Origin of the sequence: Arthrobacter sp. zg-Y820, from assembly GCF_030142155.1 — a bacterium.
Lineage (GTDB): Bacteria > Actinomycetota > Actinomycetes > Actinomycetales > Micrococcaceae > Arthrobacter_B.
Genome location: NZ_CP126247.1, coordinates 2,769,665 through 2,789,743 on the forward strand (window position 1 = coordinate 2,769,665; position 20,079 = coordinate 2,789,743).

A 20,079-nucleotide genomic window follows, 5' to 3' on the forward strand; every position below is an offset into this window, starting at 1 on the left:
CTGCACATCAACTGATGTGCAGGGCCCTTTCGGGCTGATCGAACCCCTTCGCCGGCGGCGTCAGGCCATGACGTACAGGGAAATGGACTCGGCAACCGCTGCCGGCTTGTCCGCCCCCTCCAGCTCCACGGTGACGTTGGAGATGACTCGGACACCCGCAGGGGTGATGTCCACCTTGGCCAGCTCGGACACCGTCCGCACCCGGCTGTTCACGCGCACCGGATGGGGAAAGCGCACGCGGTCCAGCCCGTAGTTGATGCCCATGACCGTCCCGTCCACGCTCATCCGGCCGGAGGCGAGCGCCGGCAGCAGCGAGAGGATCAGGAAGCCGTGCGCGATGGTGGCCCCGAAGGGCCCCGCCGCGGCGCGCTCGGGATCGGTGTGGATCCACTGATGGTCATCGGTTGCGTCGGCGAACCGGTCGATGCGGTCCTGGTCGATGGTGATCCAGTCGCTGGTCTCCCGCGATCCAACCGCGGCTTCCAGCTCATCCACAGAAGCAAAGTGTGCCATGGTCAGCCCCTCGGTCCGCCGGCGACGTACAACACCTGTCCGGAGACAAAGGATGCTTCCTCCCGGATGAAGAACGACGCCGCCGCGGCGATGTCGGCGGGCCGGCCCGCCCGCCCCACGGGAATGTCGGCGGCTGCCTGCCGGATGAACTCCTCATAGGGAACACCGACGCGGTCCGCCGTAGCCCGGGTCATGGCGGTTTCGATCAGCCCGGGGGCGATGGCGTTGACCGTCACGTTGTAGCGGCCCAGTTCGACGGCGAGGGTCTTGGTGAACCCCTGCAGCCCCGCCTTGGCGGCGGCGTAGTTGGCCTGGCCGCGGTTGCCCAGCGCCGAGGTGCTGGACAGGTTGACGATGCGGCCCCATTTTTCCCGCACCTGGTGGACCTGCACCGCACGGCTCATCAGGAATGCCCCGCGCAGGTGCACGCTCATGACCGCATCCCAGTCCGTGTCGGTCATTTTGAACAGCAGGTTGTCCCGCAGGATCCCCGCGTTGTTGACCAGGATGGTGGGTGCGCCCAGCTCCTCGGCGATGCGCGCCACCGCGGAGTCCACGGCGGCGGCATCGGAAACGTCGGCTCCCACCCCCACCGCCTTGCCGCCGGAGTTGTTAATGGCCTCAACCGTGCCCGCGGTGTCCTCTTCGCGGAGGTCAAGGACGGCAACGCGGTGGCCGTCGGCGGCGAGCCGGGACGCGATGGCGGCGCCGATGCCGCGGCCCGCTCCCGTGACGACGGCGGTGCGCTGTTCAGGTGGTGCCGGAAACTCGGTCATGGCTCTCCTTCGAGCTGAAGCTGGATTCTGTCGTCCGCCGAGCGTACCGACCGGGCGGTACGGGCGCAATGAAATCCGCAACCGGACCGGCTAGCCTGCGGCCGCGGAACCCCGGAAGGCCCGGCGGTACGCAGCGGGGCTGGCGCCGACGTCGCGGTGGAAATTCGTACCTTCCGCCGATCCGCCGAACGGCGCTGCAGGCATATGGCCGCCGAGCCCCGAACAATTGCAGATCAGGACAGCTTCTGTCCTCGGGCGGGAGTAACTTGGTGACCATGTTGGAAACCTCAGCACGCCTGCTGCACCTGCTGTCGCTGCTGCAAATGAGGCGGGAGTGGACCGGCGCCGCGCTGGCGGAACGGATGACGGTCACCGAACGGACGGTCCGCCGCGACATCAGCAAGCTGCGCAGCCTGGGCTATCCGATCTCGGCGTCCCCGGGCATTGCCGGCGGCTATCAGCTCGGGTCCGGAGCCCAGCTGCCGCCGCTGCTGCTCGACGACGACGAAGCGCTCGCCGTCGCCCTCGGACTGGCCGCCGTCGCCACCGGCCCGGTCGCCGGCATCGGCGAAGCTTCGGTCCGTGCCCTGGCCAAGCTGGAACAGGTGCTGCCGGGCCGCCTGCGGCCCAAGTTTTCCGCGCTCCGCCAGTCAGTCAGCGTCCTCGCCGGGAACGCCGCGAGTGTTGATCCGCAAACCCTCACGGCCCTCTCCGGAGCCATCGCCGAACAGCGGGTGGTCGCCTTCCGCTACACCGCCGTCGGCGCCGCCCCGGGACGGCGCCTGGTGGAACCGTACAAGCTGGTCAGCACCGGCCGGCGGTGGTACCTGGCCGCCTGGGACCTGGAACGGCAGGACTGGCGGACCTTCCGCATGGACCGCTGCCAGAGCATCCCGGCCGTCCGCGAGCGCTTCTTCCCCCGGCCCCTGCCGGCTAGGGACATGGCCGCCTACGTGCAGGATTCGATTACCCGCTTTCCGTCCCGGTACGACGTCGTCCTGCGGTTGGCGGCGCCGCTCGCCGATCTGCGGGACCGGATCCCGCCCGAAGCCGCCACGCTGGAAGCCGACGGTCCGGAATCGACGATCCTGCGGGGCGGCTGGGACTCGCTGGACCTGCCCCTGATGTATCTGGCCGGATTGGGCGTCGACTTCGAGATCCTGGCGCCTGCCGAAATGCGGGAACAGGCCAGTGCCGCCGCTTCCCTGCTCCTCCGGGCCGCCGCCGTCCAGCCGTCGGCGGAATCCGGGAAAGCTGCCGGTTCCAGCCACTAGACTGGGATCAATCATGGCACTGACTATTTCCTATCCCGCCCAGCTGCCCGTTTCGGAGCGCCGCGAAGACATCATGGCTGCGATCGCCGCCAACCAGGTGACGATCATCGCGGGCGAAACCGGTTCCGGCAAGACCACGCAGATCCCCAAAATGTGCCTGGAACTCGGGCTGGCAGAGACGGGTCTCATCGGACACACCCAGCCGCGCCGGCTCGCTGCCCGGACGGTGGCCGAGCGCATCGCCGAGGAGCTCGACGTCGAGCTCGGCGCCGAGGTGGGCTACCAGGTGCGGTTCACCGGCGAAACCAGCCGGCAGACCAAGGTCAAGCTGATGACCGACGGCATCCTGCTGGCCGAGATCCAGCACGACCGCAAGCTGAAGAAGTACAGCACCATCATCATTGATGAGGCCCACGAGCGCAGCCTGAACATCGACTTCATCCTGGGCTACCTGCGCCGGCTGCTGCCGGAACGCCCGGACCTGAAGGTCATCATCACCTCGGCCACTATCGATCCCGGGCGCTTCGCCGAGCACTTCGCCGCTGACGGCAAGCCCGCGCCCATCATCGAGGTGTCCGGCCGGACCTTTCCCGTGGAGATCCGGTACCGGCCGCTGAACCAGCCCGCGGACGGCGGCTCCGACGACGAGGACTCCGACGACGAGCTCGAGGAAGACCGCGACCCGGTGGACGCCGTGTGCGACGCCGTCGAGGAACTCTCCCGCGAGGCTCCGGGCGACATCCTGATCTTCTTCTCCGGCGAACGCGAGATCCGCGACGCCGCCGACGCGCTGCGCTCCTCGGTGCAGCGGGTTCCCCGGCTGCAGGGCACCGAAATCCTGCCCCTGTTCGCCCGGCTGTCGATGGCTGACCAGCACAAGGTCTTCCACCCCGGCAAGCACCGGCGCATCATCCTGGCCACCAACGTCGCCGAGACGTCGCTGACCGTGCCCGGGATCAAGTACGTCATCGACACCGGCACGGCCCGCATCTCCCGCTACTCGCACCGCACCAAGGTGCAGCGGCTGCCGATCGAGCGCATTTCCCAGGCCTCGGCCAACCAGCGCTCGGGACGCTGCGGGCGCGTCTCCGACGGCATCGCCATCCGGCTGTACTCGCAGGAGGACTTCGAGGCCCGGCCGGAATTCACCGATCCGGAAATCCTGCGCACCAACCTGGCGGCCGTCATCCTGCAGATGTCAGCCATGGGCGTTGCCAAGGGCCCCAAGGACGTCGCTGATTTTCCGTTTGTGCAGCCGCCGGATTCCAAGGCCATCAACGACGGCGCCACCCTGCTCAAAGAGCTCGGCGCACTCGAAGCCTCCGGCGCCATCACTCCGGTGGGCCGCAAGCTCTCGCAGCTGCCGGTGGACCCCCGGATGGGCCGGATGATCGTGGAGGCCGGCGCCCGCGGCTGCGCCAAGGAAGTCATGGTGCTCACCGCCGCCCTGACCATCCAGGATCCGCGCGAACGGCCGAACAAGGACGACGCCGCCCGGGCCCAGAAGGCCGCCGAACTGCACAAGCGGTTCGTGGATGAGAACTCCGACTTCACCGGCTACCTGAACCTCTGGCGCTACCTGCAGGACAAGCAGAAGGAACTCTCCTCCTCCGCGTTCCGGCGGATGTGCAAAAACGAGTTCCTGAACTACGTCCGCATCCGGGAATGGCAGGACCTGTTTGCGCAGCTGCGCCAGATCGCCAAGCCGCTGGGCATCACGCTCAGCCCGGATCCGGTGGACCCGGTGGCGCACGACAAGGAGATCCACATGAGCCTGCTCGCCGGCCTGCTCAGCCATATCGGCCTGTACGACCAGCGCAAGCGGGAGTACGCCGGCGCCCGCGGCACCCGGTTCGCCGTCTTCCCCGGCTCCGCCCTGTTCAAGAAGACCCCGGACTGGGTGATGGCCGCCGAGCTGGTGGAGACCTCCCGGCTCTGGGCCCGCGTCGCGGCGAAGTTCGATCCGCTCTGGGTCGAGGAGGTGGCCCCGCACCTGATCAAGCGCAGCTACAGCGAACCGCACTGGTCCAAGAGCCGCGGTTCGGTGATGGCCTACGAGAAGGTCACGCTCTACGGCGTGCCGGTCATTCCGCAGCGCAGCATCAACTACGGCCGGGTCGATCCGGAGCTGTCCCGCGAGATGTTCATCCGCCATGCCCTGGTGGAGGGCGACTGGCGCACGCACCACAAGTTCTTCCACCGCAACCAGGCGCTGCTGGCCGAGGTGGAGGAACTGGAGAACCGGGTCCGCCGCCGCGGCCTGCGGGTGGACGATGAGACCCTGTTCGAGTTCTACGACGAGCGCGTCGGCAAGGAAGTGGTCTCCGAACGGCACTTCGACAAGTGGTGGAAGGGCGCGCGGCACGAGAACCCGGCGCTGCTGGACTTCGATCCCGAGGCGCTGCGCACCGACGACGCCGCCGGCCTGGATGAGAACGACTTCCCGAAGATCTTCACCTACGGCGATTTCCAGCTGCCGATGACCTACGAGTTCTCCCCGGGCGTCGCGGGAGCCGGCGACGGCGTGAGCGTCGAGGTGCCCGTGCTGTTCCTGAACCAGCTGGATCCCGAGCCGTTCAAGTGGCAGATTCCCGGTCTGCGCGCCGAACTGATCACCGCGCTGATCAAGTCCCTGCCCAAGGCTGTCCGCAAGAACTTCATCCCGGCGCCGGACGTGGCCCGGGCAGCCGCCGCGGCGCTGGCCGAGAACTTCGACCCCGCCTCCGACGCCCTGGAACCGTCCCTGGAACTGGCCCTGCGCCGGCTCAAGGGGCACATCATTCCGCCCGGTTCCTGGAACTGGGAAGCCGTCCCCGAACACCTGCGGATGAGCTTCTCGGTGGTGGACGGTTCCGGAAAGGTCCTCGACGAAGGCAAGGACCTCGCTGCCCTGCAGGAATCCCTGGCCCCTGCCACCCGCCGTGCCATTGCCGAGTCGCTGGGCGCCACCCCGAAAACGGTGACGTCCAAGGGACCCGGCCAGCGGGCCGGAAAGGGCAAGGGGGCCGGAGCCGCCGGCAGCGCCGGGCAGCGGCAGCCGGAAACCGCCGGAGCCGGGCCGTCGCTGGCCGAGAAATCGGGGCTGACCGAGTGGAGCGTCGGCACCGTGGACAGGCAGGTGCAGCGCCTCGTGGCGGGGCACATGGTCACCGGCTATCCGGCACTGGTCGATGAGGGGAAAACCGTCGGCCTGCGGATGTTCCAAAATGCCGGGGAACAGGCAGTCGCCATGCGCGGCGGCGTCATCCGGCTGCTGGTGCTGCGCGTTCCCAGCCCGGCCAAATACGTGCTGGAGCACCTGAGCAACACCGAGAAGCTGACTTTCAGCCAGAATCCGCACGGTTCAGTGGCGGCCCTGATTGAGGACTGCACGCTGGCGGCGGTGGACAAGCTCACTCCCGAGGCGCTCCCCTGGACCCGCACCGAATTCGATGAACTGTATGAGAAGGTCCGTGCCGAGCTGATCGACACGGTCTTCACGGTAACCGCCACGGTGGAGAAGATTCTCTCCAGCACCCGCCGGATCACCAAGGCGCTGAAGGGCACGCAGTCCCTGGCCCTGATCAGCGCCCTCAATGACATCCGCGCCCAGCTGGATTCACTGGTCTACCCCGGGTTTGTCGCCCGCACCGGGTACGCCCAGCTGACGCACCTGCCGCGGTATCTGGCCGGCATCGAGCGCCGTCTGGAGAAGCTGCCCACCAATGTCCAGCGCGACGCGCAGCAGATGGCGGTGGTGCAGGCACTGGAAGACGACTACGACGACGCCGTGGCGGCGCTGCTGCCCGGAGCCGGCACCCCGCCCGCGCTCACCGAGGTCCGCTGGATGATCGAGGAGCTGCGGATCAGTTTCTTTGCGCAGGAGCTGGGCACGGTGCGGTCCGTGTCGGAAAAGCGCATCCGGACCGCGCTGAACGCTGCACTCGCCCCGGCCTAGTCCGGCCGGGGCGGGTCCCGCTTACTGCGCCGGTACGACGTCGCCGTGTCCGGCCGCCCGCAGCGCTTCCCGGAGCTTGTCCGCGCTGGCAGCCATCCGCTCGGGGTCCGGGTTGGACTCCGCCTTGCTGAAGTCGAAGTCCTGCAGGGAGTTGGTGGGCCAGACGTGCAGGTGCAGGTGGTCGACCTCAAACCCGGCGATGCTGAGGCCGGCCCGCTCGGAGCCGAAAGCCGCGATCTGGGCCCGGCCGATGGCCTGCGCCACTGACGTCAGTTTTTGCAGCAGCTCCGGCGGGGCGTCGGTCCATTTGTCGATCTCCTGCCGCGGAACCACCAGGGTGTGTCCGTCGCTGAGCGGACCGATGCTCAGGAACGCCACCACGTCATCGTCCTTCCAGACGAACCGGCCGGGAATTTCGCCGTTGATGATCTTGGTGAAGAGGGTGGGCATGGTTGCTCCTTCGGAAGGGGTGGCGGAGGCTGGTGCGCTGCCGGACGGCACAGCATCAGGCACCACCAGGTGCAGCGGCGGGGGTACGGGACGGCCTCTCATCATGATTAGACGCTATCGCCTTTGCCCGGTTCCGGGCCATTCGCCCGGTTTCTGCCCCACGGCCACCGGAGATCCCTTCGTGGAGGACCACTGCGACCAGGATCCGGGGTAGAGCGCTGCCCGGTAGCCGGCAAGTTCCAGCGCCGCCACCTCATGGGCGGCCGTAACGCCGGAGCCGCAGTACACGCCCACCGGGGCATCCGGGCGCACCCCCAGAGCCTCAAAGGATGCCCGCAGCTCTTCGGGTGAGCGGAACGTTCCCTCGGCAGTCAGGTTCCCCGCCGACGGCGCGCTGACCGCCCCGGGAATGTGCCCGGCAAGCGGGTCCACGGGCTCGCGGTCGCCGCGGTAGCGTTCCCGGGCCCGCGCGTCGAGCAGCTTTCCGCCGCTTATCAGCGCGGGGACGTCCCACATTTCCAGGACCGGCATCTTCCCCCAGGTCAGCTCCGCATCACCGGGCTTCGGCACCACTGTCCCGCCTTCCAGGGCCAAACCGGCACGGTGCCAGGCCACGACTCCCCCGTCGAGCAGGTACACGGAGTCCAGCCCGGCGTGCCGCAACAGCCACCAGGCCCGGGCGGCCGAGGTGCCGCCGACGGCGTCGTAAGCCACCACGGTGTCGCCCTGCGAGATTCCCCAGCCCCGGGCAATCTCTGCGAATTCCTGCGGATCGGGCAGCGGATGCCGGCCCGCGGCGCCCTTTCCTGGCGGTGCGGCCAGTTCCTTTTCCAGGTCCACATACACGGCGCCGGGGATGTGGCCGCGCTGGTACTGCTTGTTTCCGTCGGTGCTGCCCAGCGCCCACCGCACATCCAGCAGGACCACTGATTGCCCTGATGCCAACAGTTCCTGCAGGCCCGGAACATCAATGAGCGGCCCGCTCATACCTCGACCGACTCGCCCGCGGACAGGTGCCGGTAGACGGTCCCGTACAGTTCCCCGAACCGGGTGACGTGCCCTTCGGCGACGTTCAGTCCGTTTTCGTTGAGCAGTGCGTCGTGGATGGGGTAGGCCCGTTCCGCGCCGCAGGCAATGACAAAGTCGATGACTTCCCCGACCTTGGACCACGGCGCGTGGATGGGCACCAGCAGGGTCCGGACGGTGAGTCCGTTGGGCACCACGAAGGAGTCCCCCGGATGGTAGAGCGTTCCGTCAATCAGGTAGCCCACGTTGGCTACCACCGGGACCAGGGAATGGATCAGGGCATGCTGCCCGCCGAAGGACTGCACCTCGAAGCCGGCAACGGAAAAGGTGCTGTTCGGCTCCACGTCGAGGATTCGGCCTGCCGGGCCCTCGGCGTCGCTGCCGCTGCCGCTGCTGTCTCCGGCCGCCGCCGCGCGCAGTCCGGCGGCCAGCGCCGCCGGCGCGTACAGCACCAGGGACGTGTTCGCGCGGAGCTGCGCCAAGACCCGGTCCCGGTCCAAATGATCGGCGTGTTCATGGGTGATCAGGACGGCATGCGCGCCGGTGAGGGCCTCCTCCACTTCCGAAAAAGTGCCGGGGTCCAGCACCAGGACATTGCCGTCGCGCTCCAGGCGCACGCAGGAGTGGGTGTACTTGGTCAGTTTCATACGGTCAGAGTACCCCTCGGTTCTCTTGACCGGACCCGTAGCGGCGGGCAAGCCGGGCAGCGGATGGGCGGCCCGGGGCCCTGCCCTGTCCGGTGCGATAATCTGTAAGTTGCGCCGGCCCCGGTCGGTGAGTTCAGTTCAGCTGCCGGTGCAGCTTCCGGATTATCCGGCCCGCCGGCCCGGGCATCACCGTTCCAAGGAGTGAGCATGTCATCCGAGACGTCCCAGCCCGCCAAGCGCGGCCCGGAGCAGCGGGTCACACGCCAGCGCCTGGCGGTGGGCCGAACCCTGGATGAGCTCGATGACTTCATCAGCACGCAGGAGCTTTACCGCCTGCTGCACGAGCGCGGCGACAGCATTTCCTTGGCCACGACCTACCGCATTCTCCAGTCCATGGCCGAGGACAACCAGGTGGACGTGCTCCGCAACGGCGAGGGCGAGGCGCTCTACCGCCGCTGCGCCGTCGAGCACCACCATCATCACCTGGTGTGCCGCAGCTGCGGCAAAGCGGTGGAAGTCGAGGCACCGGCCGTGGAGGCCTGGGCCGCGGGCCTGGGTGCCCAGTACGGCTTCACCGAGGTTGCCCACACAGTGGAGATCTTCGGACTCTGCCCTGAATGTTCGGAAGCGTCAGGGTCCTAGGCGCGGATTCTTCAGCGTTGCCGCTAGGCGGCGGCCGCGCCCGTCCGGACCCGCCCCCTGGTGCGGCTGCGCTTGATGAGCCGGCAAGCCAGGTAGATCAGGAACGAGATCGTCGTGATGTACGGGCTGATCGAAATCCGTCCGCCCAGCGCCAGCAGGATGCCGCCCACGGATGAGGCCACGGCAAACAGCACGCTGAGCAGCACCACCAGCCGCGGGGAGGACGTCACCAGCAGCGCGGCCGCCGAGGGCGTGATCAGCAGCGACAGCACGAGCAGGGCGCCGACAACCTGGATCGACAGGGCAACCGACAGCCCCAGCAGGATCATGAAGACAATGGACAGCACGCGCACCGGGACGCCTCGTGCTTCGGCCAGTTCCGGGTCGGCGCTGGCGAAGGTCAGCGGCCGCCAGATCAGGACAAGACCGGCCATGACGACGACGGCGGTGCCGGCCAGCAGGTTCAGCTGCACGGTGTCCACGGCAACGATCTGCCCGGTCAGCAGCCCGAATTTGTTGGCCGACCGGCCCTCGTAGAGGCCAAGGAACAGGATCCCCAGGCCGAGGCCGAACGGCATGATGACGCCCGTCACCGAGTTGCGGTCCCGCGCTTTCAGCCCCATCACGGCCAGCAGGAGCGCGGCGGCCACGGAACCGATGAGGGAACCAAGGACCACGTTGGCGCCGATCAGCAGCGCAAAAGCTGCACCGGCGAAGGACAGTTCGGCGATCCCGTGCACTGCGAAGGCAAGATCGCGCATCAGGACAAAGGTGCCGATCAGCCCGCCCACGAGCCCAAGGATCGCGGCAGCCCAGATGGAATTGGTGACCAGCGGCAGCAGCTGCCCGTAGTCGCTGAAGTCGAAGACGGCGGAGAAGAATTCACGCAAGTCCATGCTCGTCCTCGCTTTCTCCGTGTACGTGGGTGGTGGCGTCGGGGATGCCGAGGACAACGATCCGGCCGTGGCTGCGGAGCACTTCCACCCGGCTGCCGTACATTTCGGACAGCACATCCGAACGGAGCACTTCCGCCGGCGTGCCGGTGCGGAAGGTGCCGCCGGCCAGGTACAGGACGCGGTCCACGTAGTCGATCACGGGATTGATCTCGTGGGTCACAAACACCACGGCGGAACCCTGCTCGTGGCACCTCCGGTCGATCAGCGCACTGATGGCCTGCTGGTGGTGCAGATCCAGGGACAGCAGCGGCTCGTCGCACAGCAGCAGGTCGGGGTCAGTGGCCAGCGCCTGGGCAGCGCGCAGCCGTTGAACCTCGCCGCCCGAGAGCAGGCCCACCGGCTCATTGGCGTATCTGGTGGCTCCGACCTGTTCCAGCAGCTGGTCAACGCGGCGCCGAACGGGTGCCCGCTTCAGGCGCAGCCCCCACTTGTTGCCGTCCACGCCCAGGCCCACGAGGTCCCGGGCCCGCAGCGGGGTTCCCGGTCCAAAGGCTTTCTGCTGGGGGATGTAGCCGATGTCGGGGCTGCCGCGCCTGGCTGGCTGCCCATTGATCTCCACTGAGCCCTGGGTGAGCTCCTGCAGCCCCAGCAGGACTTTGAGGAAACTGGTCTTGCCGGACCCATTGGGCCCCAGCACGGCGAGGAATTCACCGGCCCTGATGTCCAGGTCCAGTCCGTCCCACAGGGTCCGGCGCCCGAAGGACAGCCCCGCGTTCCGCAGGCGTACTACCGGACCGGTCACCGCAGCACGTCGTCGATGGAAGCCACGTTTTCGCCCATCCAGGTCAGGTAGTCCGAGCCTTCGGGAAGGGTTTCGGAGAAGTCCAGGACCGGGACGCCGGCCTCTTCCGCCGTGGTGCGGACAGCTTCGGTTTGTGACGTTGCAGTCTGGGTGTTGAAGGCCAGGAAGGCAATCGAACCGGAACGCAGCAGTTCCTGCAGCTCGTTCAGCACGGCCGGGGGGACGTCGGAGCCCGCCTCGACGGCCGACGTGAAGTCGGCCGGAGTGACGTTGTGCAGGCCGGCGGCTTCGAAGAGATACTCGGGAACGGGTTCGGTGACGGCCACATTCCGCCCGCCCGCTGCCGCCTTGTCTTCGGCCAGGTCAGCAGTGAGGTCCGTTATGCCGTCCTCAAATTCAGCGGCGTTGTCGCGGTAGGCGGATGCATTGTCCGGGTCCAGGACTGCCAGGCGTTCCGCTGCGGCTTCGGCGAGCAGCCCCATCGCTTCGGGGCTGTACCAGACGTGTTCGTTGAAGGACCCGTGCTCGTGCCCGCCATGGTCATGGTCATGGTCATCGCCCTCCGATTCGGCTGAGGCATCCGGGGACGCGCCGGCGCCGTCGTCGTGGGTTTCGGCGTCCTCCAGTCCGGAGATTTCGACCGGGTTGAGGACGTCGGCGCTGTCGATGCCGGCGTCGGCAACCAGCTGTTCCATGAAGGTGTCGAATCCTCCGCCGTTAAGCACCACCAGGTCGGCATCGGTGACGGCCAGCTTGTCGCGGGCCGAGGCCTCGTAGGAGTGCGGATCCTGGCTCGGCCGGTCGATGATCGACGTGACGTTGACGGCGTCCCCGCCCACGGTCTCCATGATGTTGCCGTACACGTTGGTGGAGGCAACGATGTCAAGTGTGTCCTCCCCCGTGCCGGCGGAATCGGAGTCCGGGCTTGCCGAACAGCCGGTCAGGGCAAGGGCTCCGCCGGTCAGGAGGACCCCGGCAAGACGGACGGAGAAGCGTTGCATAAGTGTTGGTGTCCCTGTTCCGGCGTGGATGGTGAAGATTAAAAGAGTCTGGCGGGAGCCCTGCGCTGCAGAACTCCCACCAGCATAACCTAAACGCGAATCATTCGCATCAAAGCCTGCGTTGTTGCCGCGGGCCCGCCCGGGACCTATTCCGAGTAGCTTTCTCCGGACCGGCGGAAGCCCTGCGCCTGGGTGGCATCCCGGATCTCGCCCACCAGCTGCTCAATGATGTCCTCCAGGAAGAGCACTCCGCGCGTCTGGTTGTCCGGGCCCAAAACACGCGCCAGGTGGGAACCGGTGCGCTGCATGGTGGCCAGGGCGTGCTCGATTTCGTCGTCCAGCCGAAGGTTCGCCAGGGTCCGCACCTTGTTCTCGGTCAGCGGCCGGTCGTAGGCATCGGCCGGAATGGCCATGATGTCCTTCAGGTGCATGTAGCCCGTCAGGTTTCCCTGCTCGTCCATGAGGACAAACCGGGAGAACCCGGTGCGTCCCACCGCCTTCTCGAACTCCGCCGGAGTGGTGTCCGTGCGCAGCGTGACGAGCTCGTCGAGCGGAACCATGACGGTGCCCGCCGACTGCCCGGAAAACTCCAGGGCACCGGAGATGACTCCGGAGTCATCGGCAACTGTCCCGTGCTTGGTGGATTCCTCCACGATCGACTGCATCTCCTCCAGCGTGAACGCCGAGGCAACCTCGTCCTTGGGCGTGATGCCCATGGCCCGCAGTGCGTGGTTCGCCAGCCAGTTCAGGCTGAAGATGATCGGCCGCACCACCCGGGAAATGAGCACCAGCGGGGGCGCCAGCAGGAGCGCCGCCCGGTCTGCCACGGACACGGAAATGTTCTTCGGAACCATCTCCCCGAAGGTCACGTGCAGGAAGGTAACGATCAGCAGGGCCACCAGGAACCCGGCGCCGTCGGCGATTTCCACCGGCAGCCCAATGGCCTCCAGCGGAGCAGCCAGCAGATGGTGGATTGCCGGTTCGGCCACGGAGAGGATCAGCAGCGAGCACACGGTGATGCCCAGCTGCGCGCAAGCGAGCATCAGGGACACATGTTCCATGGCCCAGAGCGTGGTCTTTGCCCGCTTGGAGCCGGCGTCGGCCAGCGGTTCTATCTGGCTGCGGCGGGCCGACATCACGGCAAACTCGCTGCCCACGAAGAAGGCGTTGCCGATCAGCAGCACCACCAGCCAGAAAATGCCCATCAGGTCACTCATCGCTGGTCCCCCTTGCCGGCGGCATCCTTCGCCGCTGATCTTTTCGCTGCGGCATCCTGAACTGCGGCTTCCCGAGCTGCGGCCTGCCGCGCAGCGGACTGTGTGCCGGACTCCTGCCCGGGTGGCTGCACGCTTTCATCGGCTGCGGCGGGATCGTCCTCGTTTTCCTGCGGAACGAAACTGACGCGGTCGATCCGGCGCCCGTCCATGCGCTCGACCTCCAGCAGGCCGCCGTCGACCTCCACGTGGTCACCCGCCCGGCCAATCCGTCCGAGCTCGGCCATGATGTATCCGCCCACGGTCTCGTAACCGGCTTCGTCCGGGATGTTCAGCAGCGGCACCAGCCGGGAGACTTCATCAGGCCGCATGATGCCGGGGAAATACCAGGCGCCCGCCGCACTTTGCAGCACCCCGGGCTTGATCTTGTCGTGTTCGTCGGAGACTTCTCCGACAATCTCCTCCACGAGGTCTTCCAGCGTGGCGACGCCGGCGGTTCCGCCCCACTCGTCGAGGACGACGGCGAGCTGGAGGTTGGCTCCGCGCAGTTCGGAAAGCAGGCTGTCCAGGTGAACCGTCTCCGGCACGCGCAGCACCTCGCTCATGATGGCGCCGGCGGGGAGGTGGTCCCGCCGGCTGCGCGGCACGGCCACCGCCTTCTTGACGTGGACCACGCCGCGGATGTCATCCGGGGAATCCCCGAGGACGGGAAAGCGGGAATAGCCGGTTCGTCGGGCGGCCTCGATGACATCGGCCACCGACTGCTCGGAATCAATGGTCTCCAGCCGGATGCGGGGCGTCATGACATCCGCAGCCGTACGCTCCGCAAACGAAAAGGTGCGGGACAGGAAGTTTGCGGTGCCCTGGTCCAGAGTGCCCATTTCGGCCGAGCGGCGGACCATGGAGGACAACTCGGCGGGCGTACGCGCGCCGGTCACCTCTTCCTTGGCCTCCAAGCCGAAGAGGTGCAGCACCTTGTTGGAGAATCCGTTCAGCAGCAGGATGGCCGGCTTGAACAGCACGGTGAACGCCAGCTGAGGACGGGCCAGGGCCCGTCCCATGCGGAAGGGCAGCGAAATGGACATGTTCTTGGGGATGAGCTCACCCAGCAGCATGGACAGGAAGGTCGCGAGAATCATGGCGGCCACTACCGAGACGGAGTCCACGGCGACGGGCGGCAGTCCCAGACCGGCCAGCGGAGGCTGCAGCAGCCTGCCCACCGAGGGCTCCATGACAAATCCGGTGAGCAGCGTCGTCAGGGTAATGCCCAGCTGGCAGCTGGAGAGCTGGGTGGACAGGGAAGTCAGGCAGCGCAGCAGCGGCTCTGCCGCCTTGTCGCCGTTTTCCACCGCGCGGCGGACCGTCGGCTGGTCCAGTGCCACCAGGGAAAACTCGACTGCCACAAAAAAACCGGTGCCGAGAATCAGCACCAGGCCAAAGGCTAGATACAGCCATTCCATATTAGGCCTCCACCGCAACTGGGCGGCGGAACAGTTCCGCGGCCGGATCGGTTCCGGAAGTTCCGGGGAAACGAAGGGTTGGAGAATTATCGCTGCGCGGTGCAGGCGGAGGATGATCGGCCGAGGCCGGTCTGGAAGGCTCCGATGCGGCAGGAGGGGTTCGGTGCGTCTGGGTTCGGGCGTGGCCGGCTCTGTGCGAGCGGTCCGCAGGAGCTGCGGACCGGGTTGCAGGCCGGCGCCTAGAGAAACTGTCCATAGATTTTCCAGTTTACAGGTTTGAATTTTCGCCGCCACAGGCCGCCACAAGTACACACATTGCAGACACCGGCGCCCCTGCGCTTCGGAGCGGCCGTTGTTCGGGGCCGGGGGCCGGCGGAGCAGGAACGTGATGGATGTCAAACGGGAATTGGCCAGTTGTCCCGAAATGTCACTAGACTGGCATGAAGTCTCGGTCACTGCTCACCGGCCGAGCCGCACCAGTGAGCTTTGTGGGTTTCAGCCCTCAGACATGGTGCCAATCAGGGCAAAAGGCAACTCATGGAAGAGGCGTATTAACAGTGCCAGACCAATCCAACCACCGGCTGCCGGAAGAATTCGGCGGCAACGAGTGGCTTGTCGATGAACTCTACGAGCAGTACCTGAAGGATAAAAACTCGGTTGACAAGAAGTGGTGGAGCATCTTCGACTCCTTCAAGGACGGCGAGGCGCAGGGCTCCGGCACCGCCGGAAACGGCTCCGCTGCCAACGGCTCCGCCCCTCGGGAACAGTCGGCCGCCAACCCGGCCACGCGCCAGCTTCCGGTAGTGCAGGCTGAAGCGGCCAAGCCGAAGGCCTCCGGGGAATCCCCTGCTTCGACCCAGCAGTCCGGCAAGCCCCCGGTCGCCAAGGAAACGGCAGCACCGAATTCCGCTGCCAAGGATTCCAAGCCCGCCGAGGCGAAAGCCGAAGCTGAGAGCAAGACTCCTCCGATTCCGGCCCAGCTGCCCAAGACCCAGCCCAACAAAGCGGCGACTGAGGATGACAAGGTCAGTGTCCTGCGCGGCCCGGCCAAGGCCATCGCCACCAACATGGACCTCAGCCTGAGCGTTCCCACGGCCACCACGGTCCGTGCCGTTCCGGCCAAGCTGCTGATTGACAACCGGATCGTCATCAACAGCCATCTTGAGCGCGCCCGCGGCGGCAAGGTGTCCTTCACCCACCTGCTTGGCTACGCCATCATCCGTGCGGCCGCCATGTTCCCGTCCCAGAACGTGTATTACGACGTCGTGGACGGCAAGCCCGTTGCTGTCCAGCCTGCGCACGTAAACTTCGGCCTGGCCATTGACATGCCCAAGCCGGACGGCACCCGTCTCCTCGTGGTCCCGAACATCAAGAAGGCCGAGACCCTGAACTTCTCGGAGTTCTGGCATGCCTACGAAGAGCTCGTGAAGAAGGCCCGCAACGGCAAGCTCACGGCTGACGATTACAAGGGCACCACCATTTCTCTGACCAACCCGGGCGGCATCGGAACGGTCCACTCCGTGCCGCGCCTCTCCAAGGGCCAGGCCTGCATCATCGGCGCCGGCGCCCTTGACTATCCGGCAGAGTTCCAGGGGTCCAGCGAGAAGATCCTGGCGCGCAACGCCATTTCCAAGATCATCACCCTGACCTCCACCTATGACCACCGCGTCATTCAGGGTGCCGGCAGCGGAGAGTTCCTGCGCATTATTCACCAGCTGCTCCTCGGCGAGCAGGGCTTCTATGACGAGATCTTCGAATCGCTGCGCATCCCGTACGAGCCGGTCCGCTGGAGCCCTGACATCCAGGTCAACCCGGAAGAGCAGATCAACAAGGTTGCGCGCATCCAGCAGCTGATCCACTCCTACCGCGTCCGCGGCCACCTGATGGCCGATACCAACCCGCTGGAATATGTTCAGCGCCGCCACGCCGACCTGGACATCCTGAACCACGGCCTGACGCTGTGGGACCTGGACCGCGAGTGGCCCACCGGCGGTTTCGGCGGCAAGCCGATGCTGAAGCTGCGCAAGATCCTCGGCGTGCTCCGCGATGCCTACTGCCGCACCGCGGGCATCGAGTACATGCACATCCAGGACCCGGCCGAGCGCGAGTGGTTCCAGGACCGCCTGGAGACCAAGTACAGCAAGCCGACCCGCGAAGAGCAGCTGCGCATCCTGAGCAAGCTCAACGCGGCCGAGGCCTTCGAGACGTTCTTGCAGACGAAGTTCGTCGGCCAGAAGCGCTTCTCGCTTGAAGGCGGCGAATCCCTGATTCCGCTCCTGGACACCGTGATTTCAGGCGCGGCCGACGACGGCATGTCCGAAGTCGGCATCGGCATGGCCCACCGCGGCCGGCTGAACGTGCTGACCAACATCGCCGGCAAGACCTATGCCCAGGTCTTCCGCGAATTCGAAGGCACCCAGGACCCGCGCAGCGTGCAGGGCTCCGGTGACGTCAAGTACCACCTCGGCACCGAAGGCACCTTCACCTCCGACAACGGCAACCAGACCAAGGTCTATCTGGCCGCCAACCCCTCGCACCTCGAAGCCGGGGACTCCGTCCTCGAAGGCATCGTGCGGGCCAAGCAGGACCGGCTGGACAAGGGCGACGAATTCCCCGTCCTGCCGATCCTCATCCACGGCGACGCGGCCTTCGCCGGCCAGGGCGTGGTTGCGGAAACCCTGAACCTGTCCCAGCTGCGCGGCTACCGCACCGGCGGAACCATCCACATTGTGGTGAACAACCAGGTCGGCTTCACCACCTCCCCCACGTCATCTCGGTCCTCGGTGTACTCCACCGATGTCGCCAAGATGGTTCAGGCACCGATCTTCCATGTGAACGGTGACGATCCGGAGCAGGTGGTGCGCATTGCTCAGCTGGCCTACGACTACCGGCAGCGCTTCAACAAGGATGTCGTCATCGACATGGTTTGCTACCGCCGCCGCGGCCACAACGAGGGTGATGATCCCTCGATGACGCAGCCCATGATGTACAGCCTGATCGAGGCGAAGCGCTCGGTGCGCAAGCTGTACACCGAGTCCCTGATCGGACGCGGTGACATCAGCCAGGAAGAGGCCGAACAGGCACTGCGTGACTACCAGGGCCGGCTGGAACGGGTCTTTGCTGAAACGCACGCCGCCCAGACCTCTCCCCTGCCGGTCATCACCAAGGACACCGAAGCCGTTTCCGATCTGGAGCGCCCCGCGTCCCAGCAGGAAGGCAGCACCATCGTGTCGCCGGCCTCCACGGCCATCTCCGCCGAGGTCCTGGCGCACATCGGCAAGGCCCACATCGCCGTGCCCGAAGGCTTCACCGTCCATCCGAAGCTCAAGGCCCTGCTGGAGAAGCGCGAGCAGATGTCGCGTGAAGGCGGCATCGACTGGGGCTTCGCCGAAATTGCCGCGTTCGGCTCCCTGGTCATGGAAGGCGTGCCCGTACGCCTGGCAGGACAGGACTCGCGCCGCGGCACGTTCACCCAGCGCCATGCCACCTTCCACGACCGCGCCACCGGCGCCGAGTGGACGCCCCTGGCCGAGCTTGACCCGAACCAGGCAAAGCTGTGGATCTACGATTCGCTGCTTTCGGAATTCGCCGCCATGGGCTTCGAATACGGTTACTCGGTGGAGCGCCCGGACGCCCTCGTGCTGTGGGAGGCTCAGTTCGGCGACTTCGTCAACGGCGCCCAGACCATCATCGACGAGTTCATTTCCTCCGCCGAGCAGAAGTGGGGCCAGCGCTCGTCGCTGGTGCTGATGCTGCCGCACGGCTACGAGGGACAGGGCCCGGACCATTCCTCGGCCCGGATCGAGCGTTTCCTGCAGATGTGCGCCGAGGACAACATGATTGTTGCCAACCCCACCACGGGAGCCTCGCACTTCCATCTGCTGCGGCGCCAGGCCTACAGCCGTCCGCGCAAGCCGCTGATCATCTTCACGCCGAAGCAGCTGCTTCGCCTCAAGGCGGCGGCAACCTCGGTTGAGGACTTCACCCAGGGTTCGTTCCAGCCGGTCATTCCGGAACACGCGGACCTTGACGCGAACGCCGTCGAACGCGTGCTCCTGGTCTCCGGCCGCCTGTACTACGATCTGCTGGCCAACCGCCAGAAGACCGGCGACGAGAAGACGGCGATCGTCCGCGTCGAGCAGCTTTACCCGTTGCCCGCAGCGGAGATCCAAGCCGCGATCTCCAAGTACCCGAACGCCGACGTCGTCTGGGCACAGGACGAACCCGCCAACCAGGGTCCGTGGCCGTTCATCGGCCTGAACCTGCCGGCACAGCTGGACCGGCCGCTGCGCCTGGTCTCGCGTCCGGCATCGGCGTCCACGGCGACCGGCTCGGCCAAGCGCCACGCCGTCGAGCAGGACATCCTTGTCAAGAAGGCCTTCGAACGCCAGTAGGCTAAGTTGGGGTGGGGCGCCGGTGGCGCCCCACCCCGTTTTTTGTGACCGGAGAAGGTGACTAGTGGAACAACGCAAAATCAGGCTTGCAGCCGTTGGGGACGAGCTGCTGGCCGGGCACGGAGACCCGCGGGCCCTGGGCTGGCTGGGCCGAGTCTTGGCCCGCACCACGCCCGAAAACGTGAGCGTTCAGGCGTACGCACTGGCTGCGCCCCAGGAGGGGACTGAATCCCTCGCCAACCGCTGGCTGCAGGAAGCGGGACGCCGGTTCGATGACCGCTGCGAGAACCGCTTGGTAATCGGGCTGTCGGACCGCGACCTTGACCTTGGCTTGTCGACGGCGCGCAGCCGCCTCAACCTCGCCAATATCCTGGACGGTGCGGCGCAGATGAACATTAAAGTCTTCGTTGTGGGCCCCCCGCCCTGCCTGGATGCTGAGCGGAACCGCCGAATTTCGGATTTGTCCGCTGCTTTCGGCGACGTGACGACACGGCGCAAGCATGTGTATGTGGACACCCTCACCCCGCTGCTGAATCACGAGCAGTGGCGCACCGATCTGGCTTCCAACGGCGGCACTCCCGGGCAGGCAGGTTACGGCCTGATCGCCTGGCTGGTCCTGCACCGCGGGTGGTACCGCTGGCTGGACCTGCCGGAAATGAACTGAGCGGCAAGGCTTTACCGGACATCCTGAGAGGACATCCGAATAAGCCGTATTGAAATGAGGGCCCCGGCAGCAGCCGAGGGCCCTCGTTTCGTTAAGACAAACTGTGCCCGTGACACGGCACCCTTGACGCACACCGCGCCGTTGCGACACGCCCGCAGAACAGCGGGTGGAAACTCCGCGGCGCAGGCTCCGGCGACGCCCTGACATGGTCCTGCACCGCTTTTCCCCAAGCCGCTCAGGTAACGATCGGTTAACATCCGCTAACAGTTTGCACACTGGAAACAAATAGTGGCTAGTCTTTCGGACATGTGGCGGTCATCACGGCCGCTTTGGGGGAGCCGCCGATGGTGGTTCCTGACGACTCATCCTCAGTTAGGACTACG

Annotated in this window: 15 protein-coding genes; 5 read left to right on the forward strand and 10 right to left on the reverse strand. The window is 66.5% G+C overall.

Going from position 1 to position 20,079, the window contains the following annotated elements; all coding sequences use genetic code 11:
* Nucleotides 1-60: 60 nt before the first annotated feature.
* Both QNO08_RS12535 and fabG read right to left on the reverse strand, forming a co-directional pair.
* Nucleotides 61-513, reverse strand: coding sequence for a MaoC family dehydratase (locus tag QNO08_RS12535; protein ID WP_229965181.1), 453 nt, complete (start codon nt 511-513; stop codon nt 61-63).
* A gap of 2 nt (nt 514-515) precedes the next feature.
* A complete protein-coding gene (gene fabG / locus QNO08_RS12540; protein ID WP_229965180.1) occupies nt 516-1,289 on the reverse strand; it encodes a 3-oxoacyl-ACP reductase FabG in 774 nt (257 codons plus the stop codon).
* Nucleotides 1,290-1,564: 275 nt separating this feature from the next.
* Between fabG and QNO08_RS12545 the strand changes: the two genes are divergently transcribed.
* Together QNO08_RS12545 and hrpA are read left to right on the forward strand one after the other, a co-directional pair.
* Nucleotides 1,565-2,563, forward strand: a complete 999-nt coding sequence (locus QNO08_RS12545; protein WP_229965179.1) for a helix-turn-helix transcriptional regulator — start codon at nt 1,565-1,567, stop codon at nt 2,561-2,563.
* A 13-nt stretch (nt 2,564-2,576) separates the two neighbouring features.
* Entirely contained in the window at nt 2,577-6,500 is a 3,924-nt protein-coding gene (gene hrpA, locus QNO08_RS12550; RefSeq protein ID WP_229965178.1) for an ATP-dependent RNA helicase HrpA, read from the forward strand.
* A 21-nt stretch (nt 6,501-6,521) separates the two neighbouring features.
* Here the strand turns inward: hrpA and QNO08_RS12555 are convergent, their stop codons facing one another.
* The 3 genes from QNO08_RS12555 to QNO08_RS12565 form a co-directional block, all read right to left on the reverse strand.
* Nucleotides 6,522-6,950 carry an HIT family protein gene (locus QNO08_RS12555; protein ID WP_229965177.1) on the reverse strand — a complete coding sequence of 143 codons (429 nt, stop codon included), beginning with the start codon at nt 6,948-6,950 and terminating at the stop codon, nt 6,522-6,524.
* 114 nt (nt 6,951-7,064) lie between these two features.
* Entirely contained in the window at nt 7,065-7,937 is an 873-nt protein-coding gene (locus tag QNO08_RS12560; RefSeq protein ID WP_229965176.1) for a sulfurtransferase, read from the reverse strand.
* Nucleotides 7,934-8,623 carry an MBL fold metallo-hydrolase gene (locus QNO08_RS12565; RefSeq protein WP_229965175.1) on the reverse strand — a complete coding sequence of 230 codons (690 nt, stop codon included), beginning with the start codon at nt 8,621-8,623 and terminating at the stop codon, nt 7,934-7,936. Before QNO08_RS12565 ends, QNO08_RS12560 begins: the two co-directional genes overlap by 4 nt.
* 207 nt (nt 8,624-8,830) lie before the next feature.
* On the opposite strand from QNO08_RS12565, the gene QNO08_RS12570 reads away from it, so the two are divergent.
* A complete protein-coding gene (locus QNO08_RS12570; protein WP_229965174.1) occupies nt 8,831-9,265 on the forward strand; it encodes a Fur family transcriptional regulator in 435 nt (144 codons plus the stop codon).
* A 23-nt stretch (nt 9,266-9,288) separates the two neighbouring features.
* On the opposite strand, the gene QNO08_RS12575 is transcribed toward QNO08_RS12570, so the two are convergent.
* From QNO08_RS12575 to QNO08_RS12595, 5 genes are all read right to left on the reverse strand, one after another.
* A complete protein-coding gene (locus tag QNO08_RS12575; RefSeq protein ID WP_229965173.1) occupies nt 9,289-10,161 on the reverse strand; it encodes a metal ABC transporter permease in 873 nt (290 codons plus the stop codon).
* On the reverse strand, nt 10,148-10,963 hold the full coding sequence (locus tag QNO08_RS12580; protein ID WP_229965172.1) for a metal ABC transporter ATP-binding protein: 816 nt from the start codon (nt 10,961-10,963) through the stop codon (nt 10,148-10,150). The genes QNO08_RS12575 and QNO08_RS12580 overlap by 14 nt, the downstream gene beginning before the upstream one ends.
* Nucleotides 10,960-11,964: a metal ABC transporter substrate-binding protein gene (locus QNO08_RS12585; RefSeq protein ID WP_229965171.1), complete on the reverse strand. Its 1,005-nt coding sequence runs from the start codon at nt 11,962-11,964 to the stop codon at nt 10,960-10,962. Before QNO08_RS12585 ends, QNO08_RS12580 begins: the two co-directional genes overlap by 4 nt.
* Before the next feature lie 146 nt (nt 11,965-12,110).
* On the reverse strand, nt 12,111-13,181 hold the full coding sequence (locus tag QNO08_RS12590) for a hemolysin family protein (RefSeq protein ID WP_229965170.1): 1,071 nt from the start codon (nt 13,179-13,181) through the stop codon (nt 12,111-12,113).
* A complete protein-coding gene (locus QNO08_RS12595) occupies nt 13,178-14,638 on the reverse strand; it encodes a hemolysin family protein (RefSeq protein WP_229965169.1) in 1,461 nt (486 codons plus the stop codon). Before QNO08_RS12595 ends, QNO08_RS12590 begins: the two co-directional genes overlap by 4 nt.
* Before the next feature lie 557 nt (nt 14,639-15,195).
* Here QNO08_RS12595 and QNO08_RS12600 point away from each other — a divergent pair.
* Together QNO08_RS12600 and QNO08_RS12605 are read left to right on the forward strand one after the other, a co-directional pair.
* Complete coding sequence (locus QNO08_RS12600) at nt 15,196-19,032, forward strand: multifunctional oxoglutarate decarboxylase/oxoglutarate dehydrogenase thiamine pyrophosphate-binding subunit/dihydrolipoyllysine-residue succinyltransferase subunit (RefSeq protein WP_229965168.1); 3,837 nt, start codon at nt 15,196-15,198, stop codon at nt 19,030-19,032.
* A gap of 64 nt (nt 19,033-19,096) precedes the next feature.
* Complete coding sequence (locus QNO08_RS12605; protein ID WP_229965164.1) at nt 19,097-19,696, forward strand: GDSL-type esterase/lipase family protein; 600 nt, start codon at nt 19,097-19,099, stop codon at nt 19,694-19,696.
* The last annotated feature ends 383 nt before the right edge of the window (nt 19,697-20,079 follow it).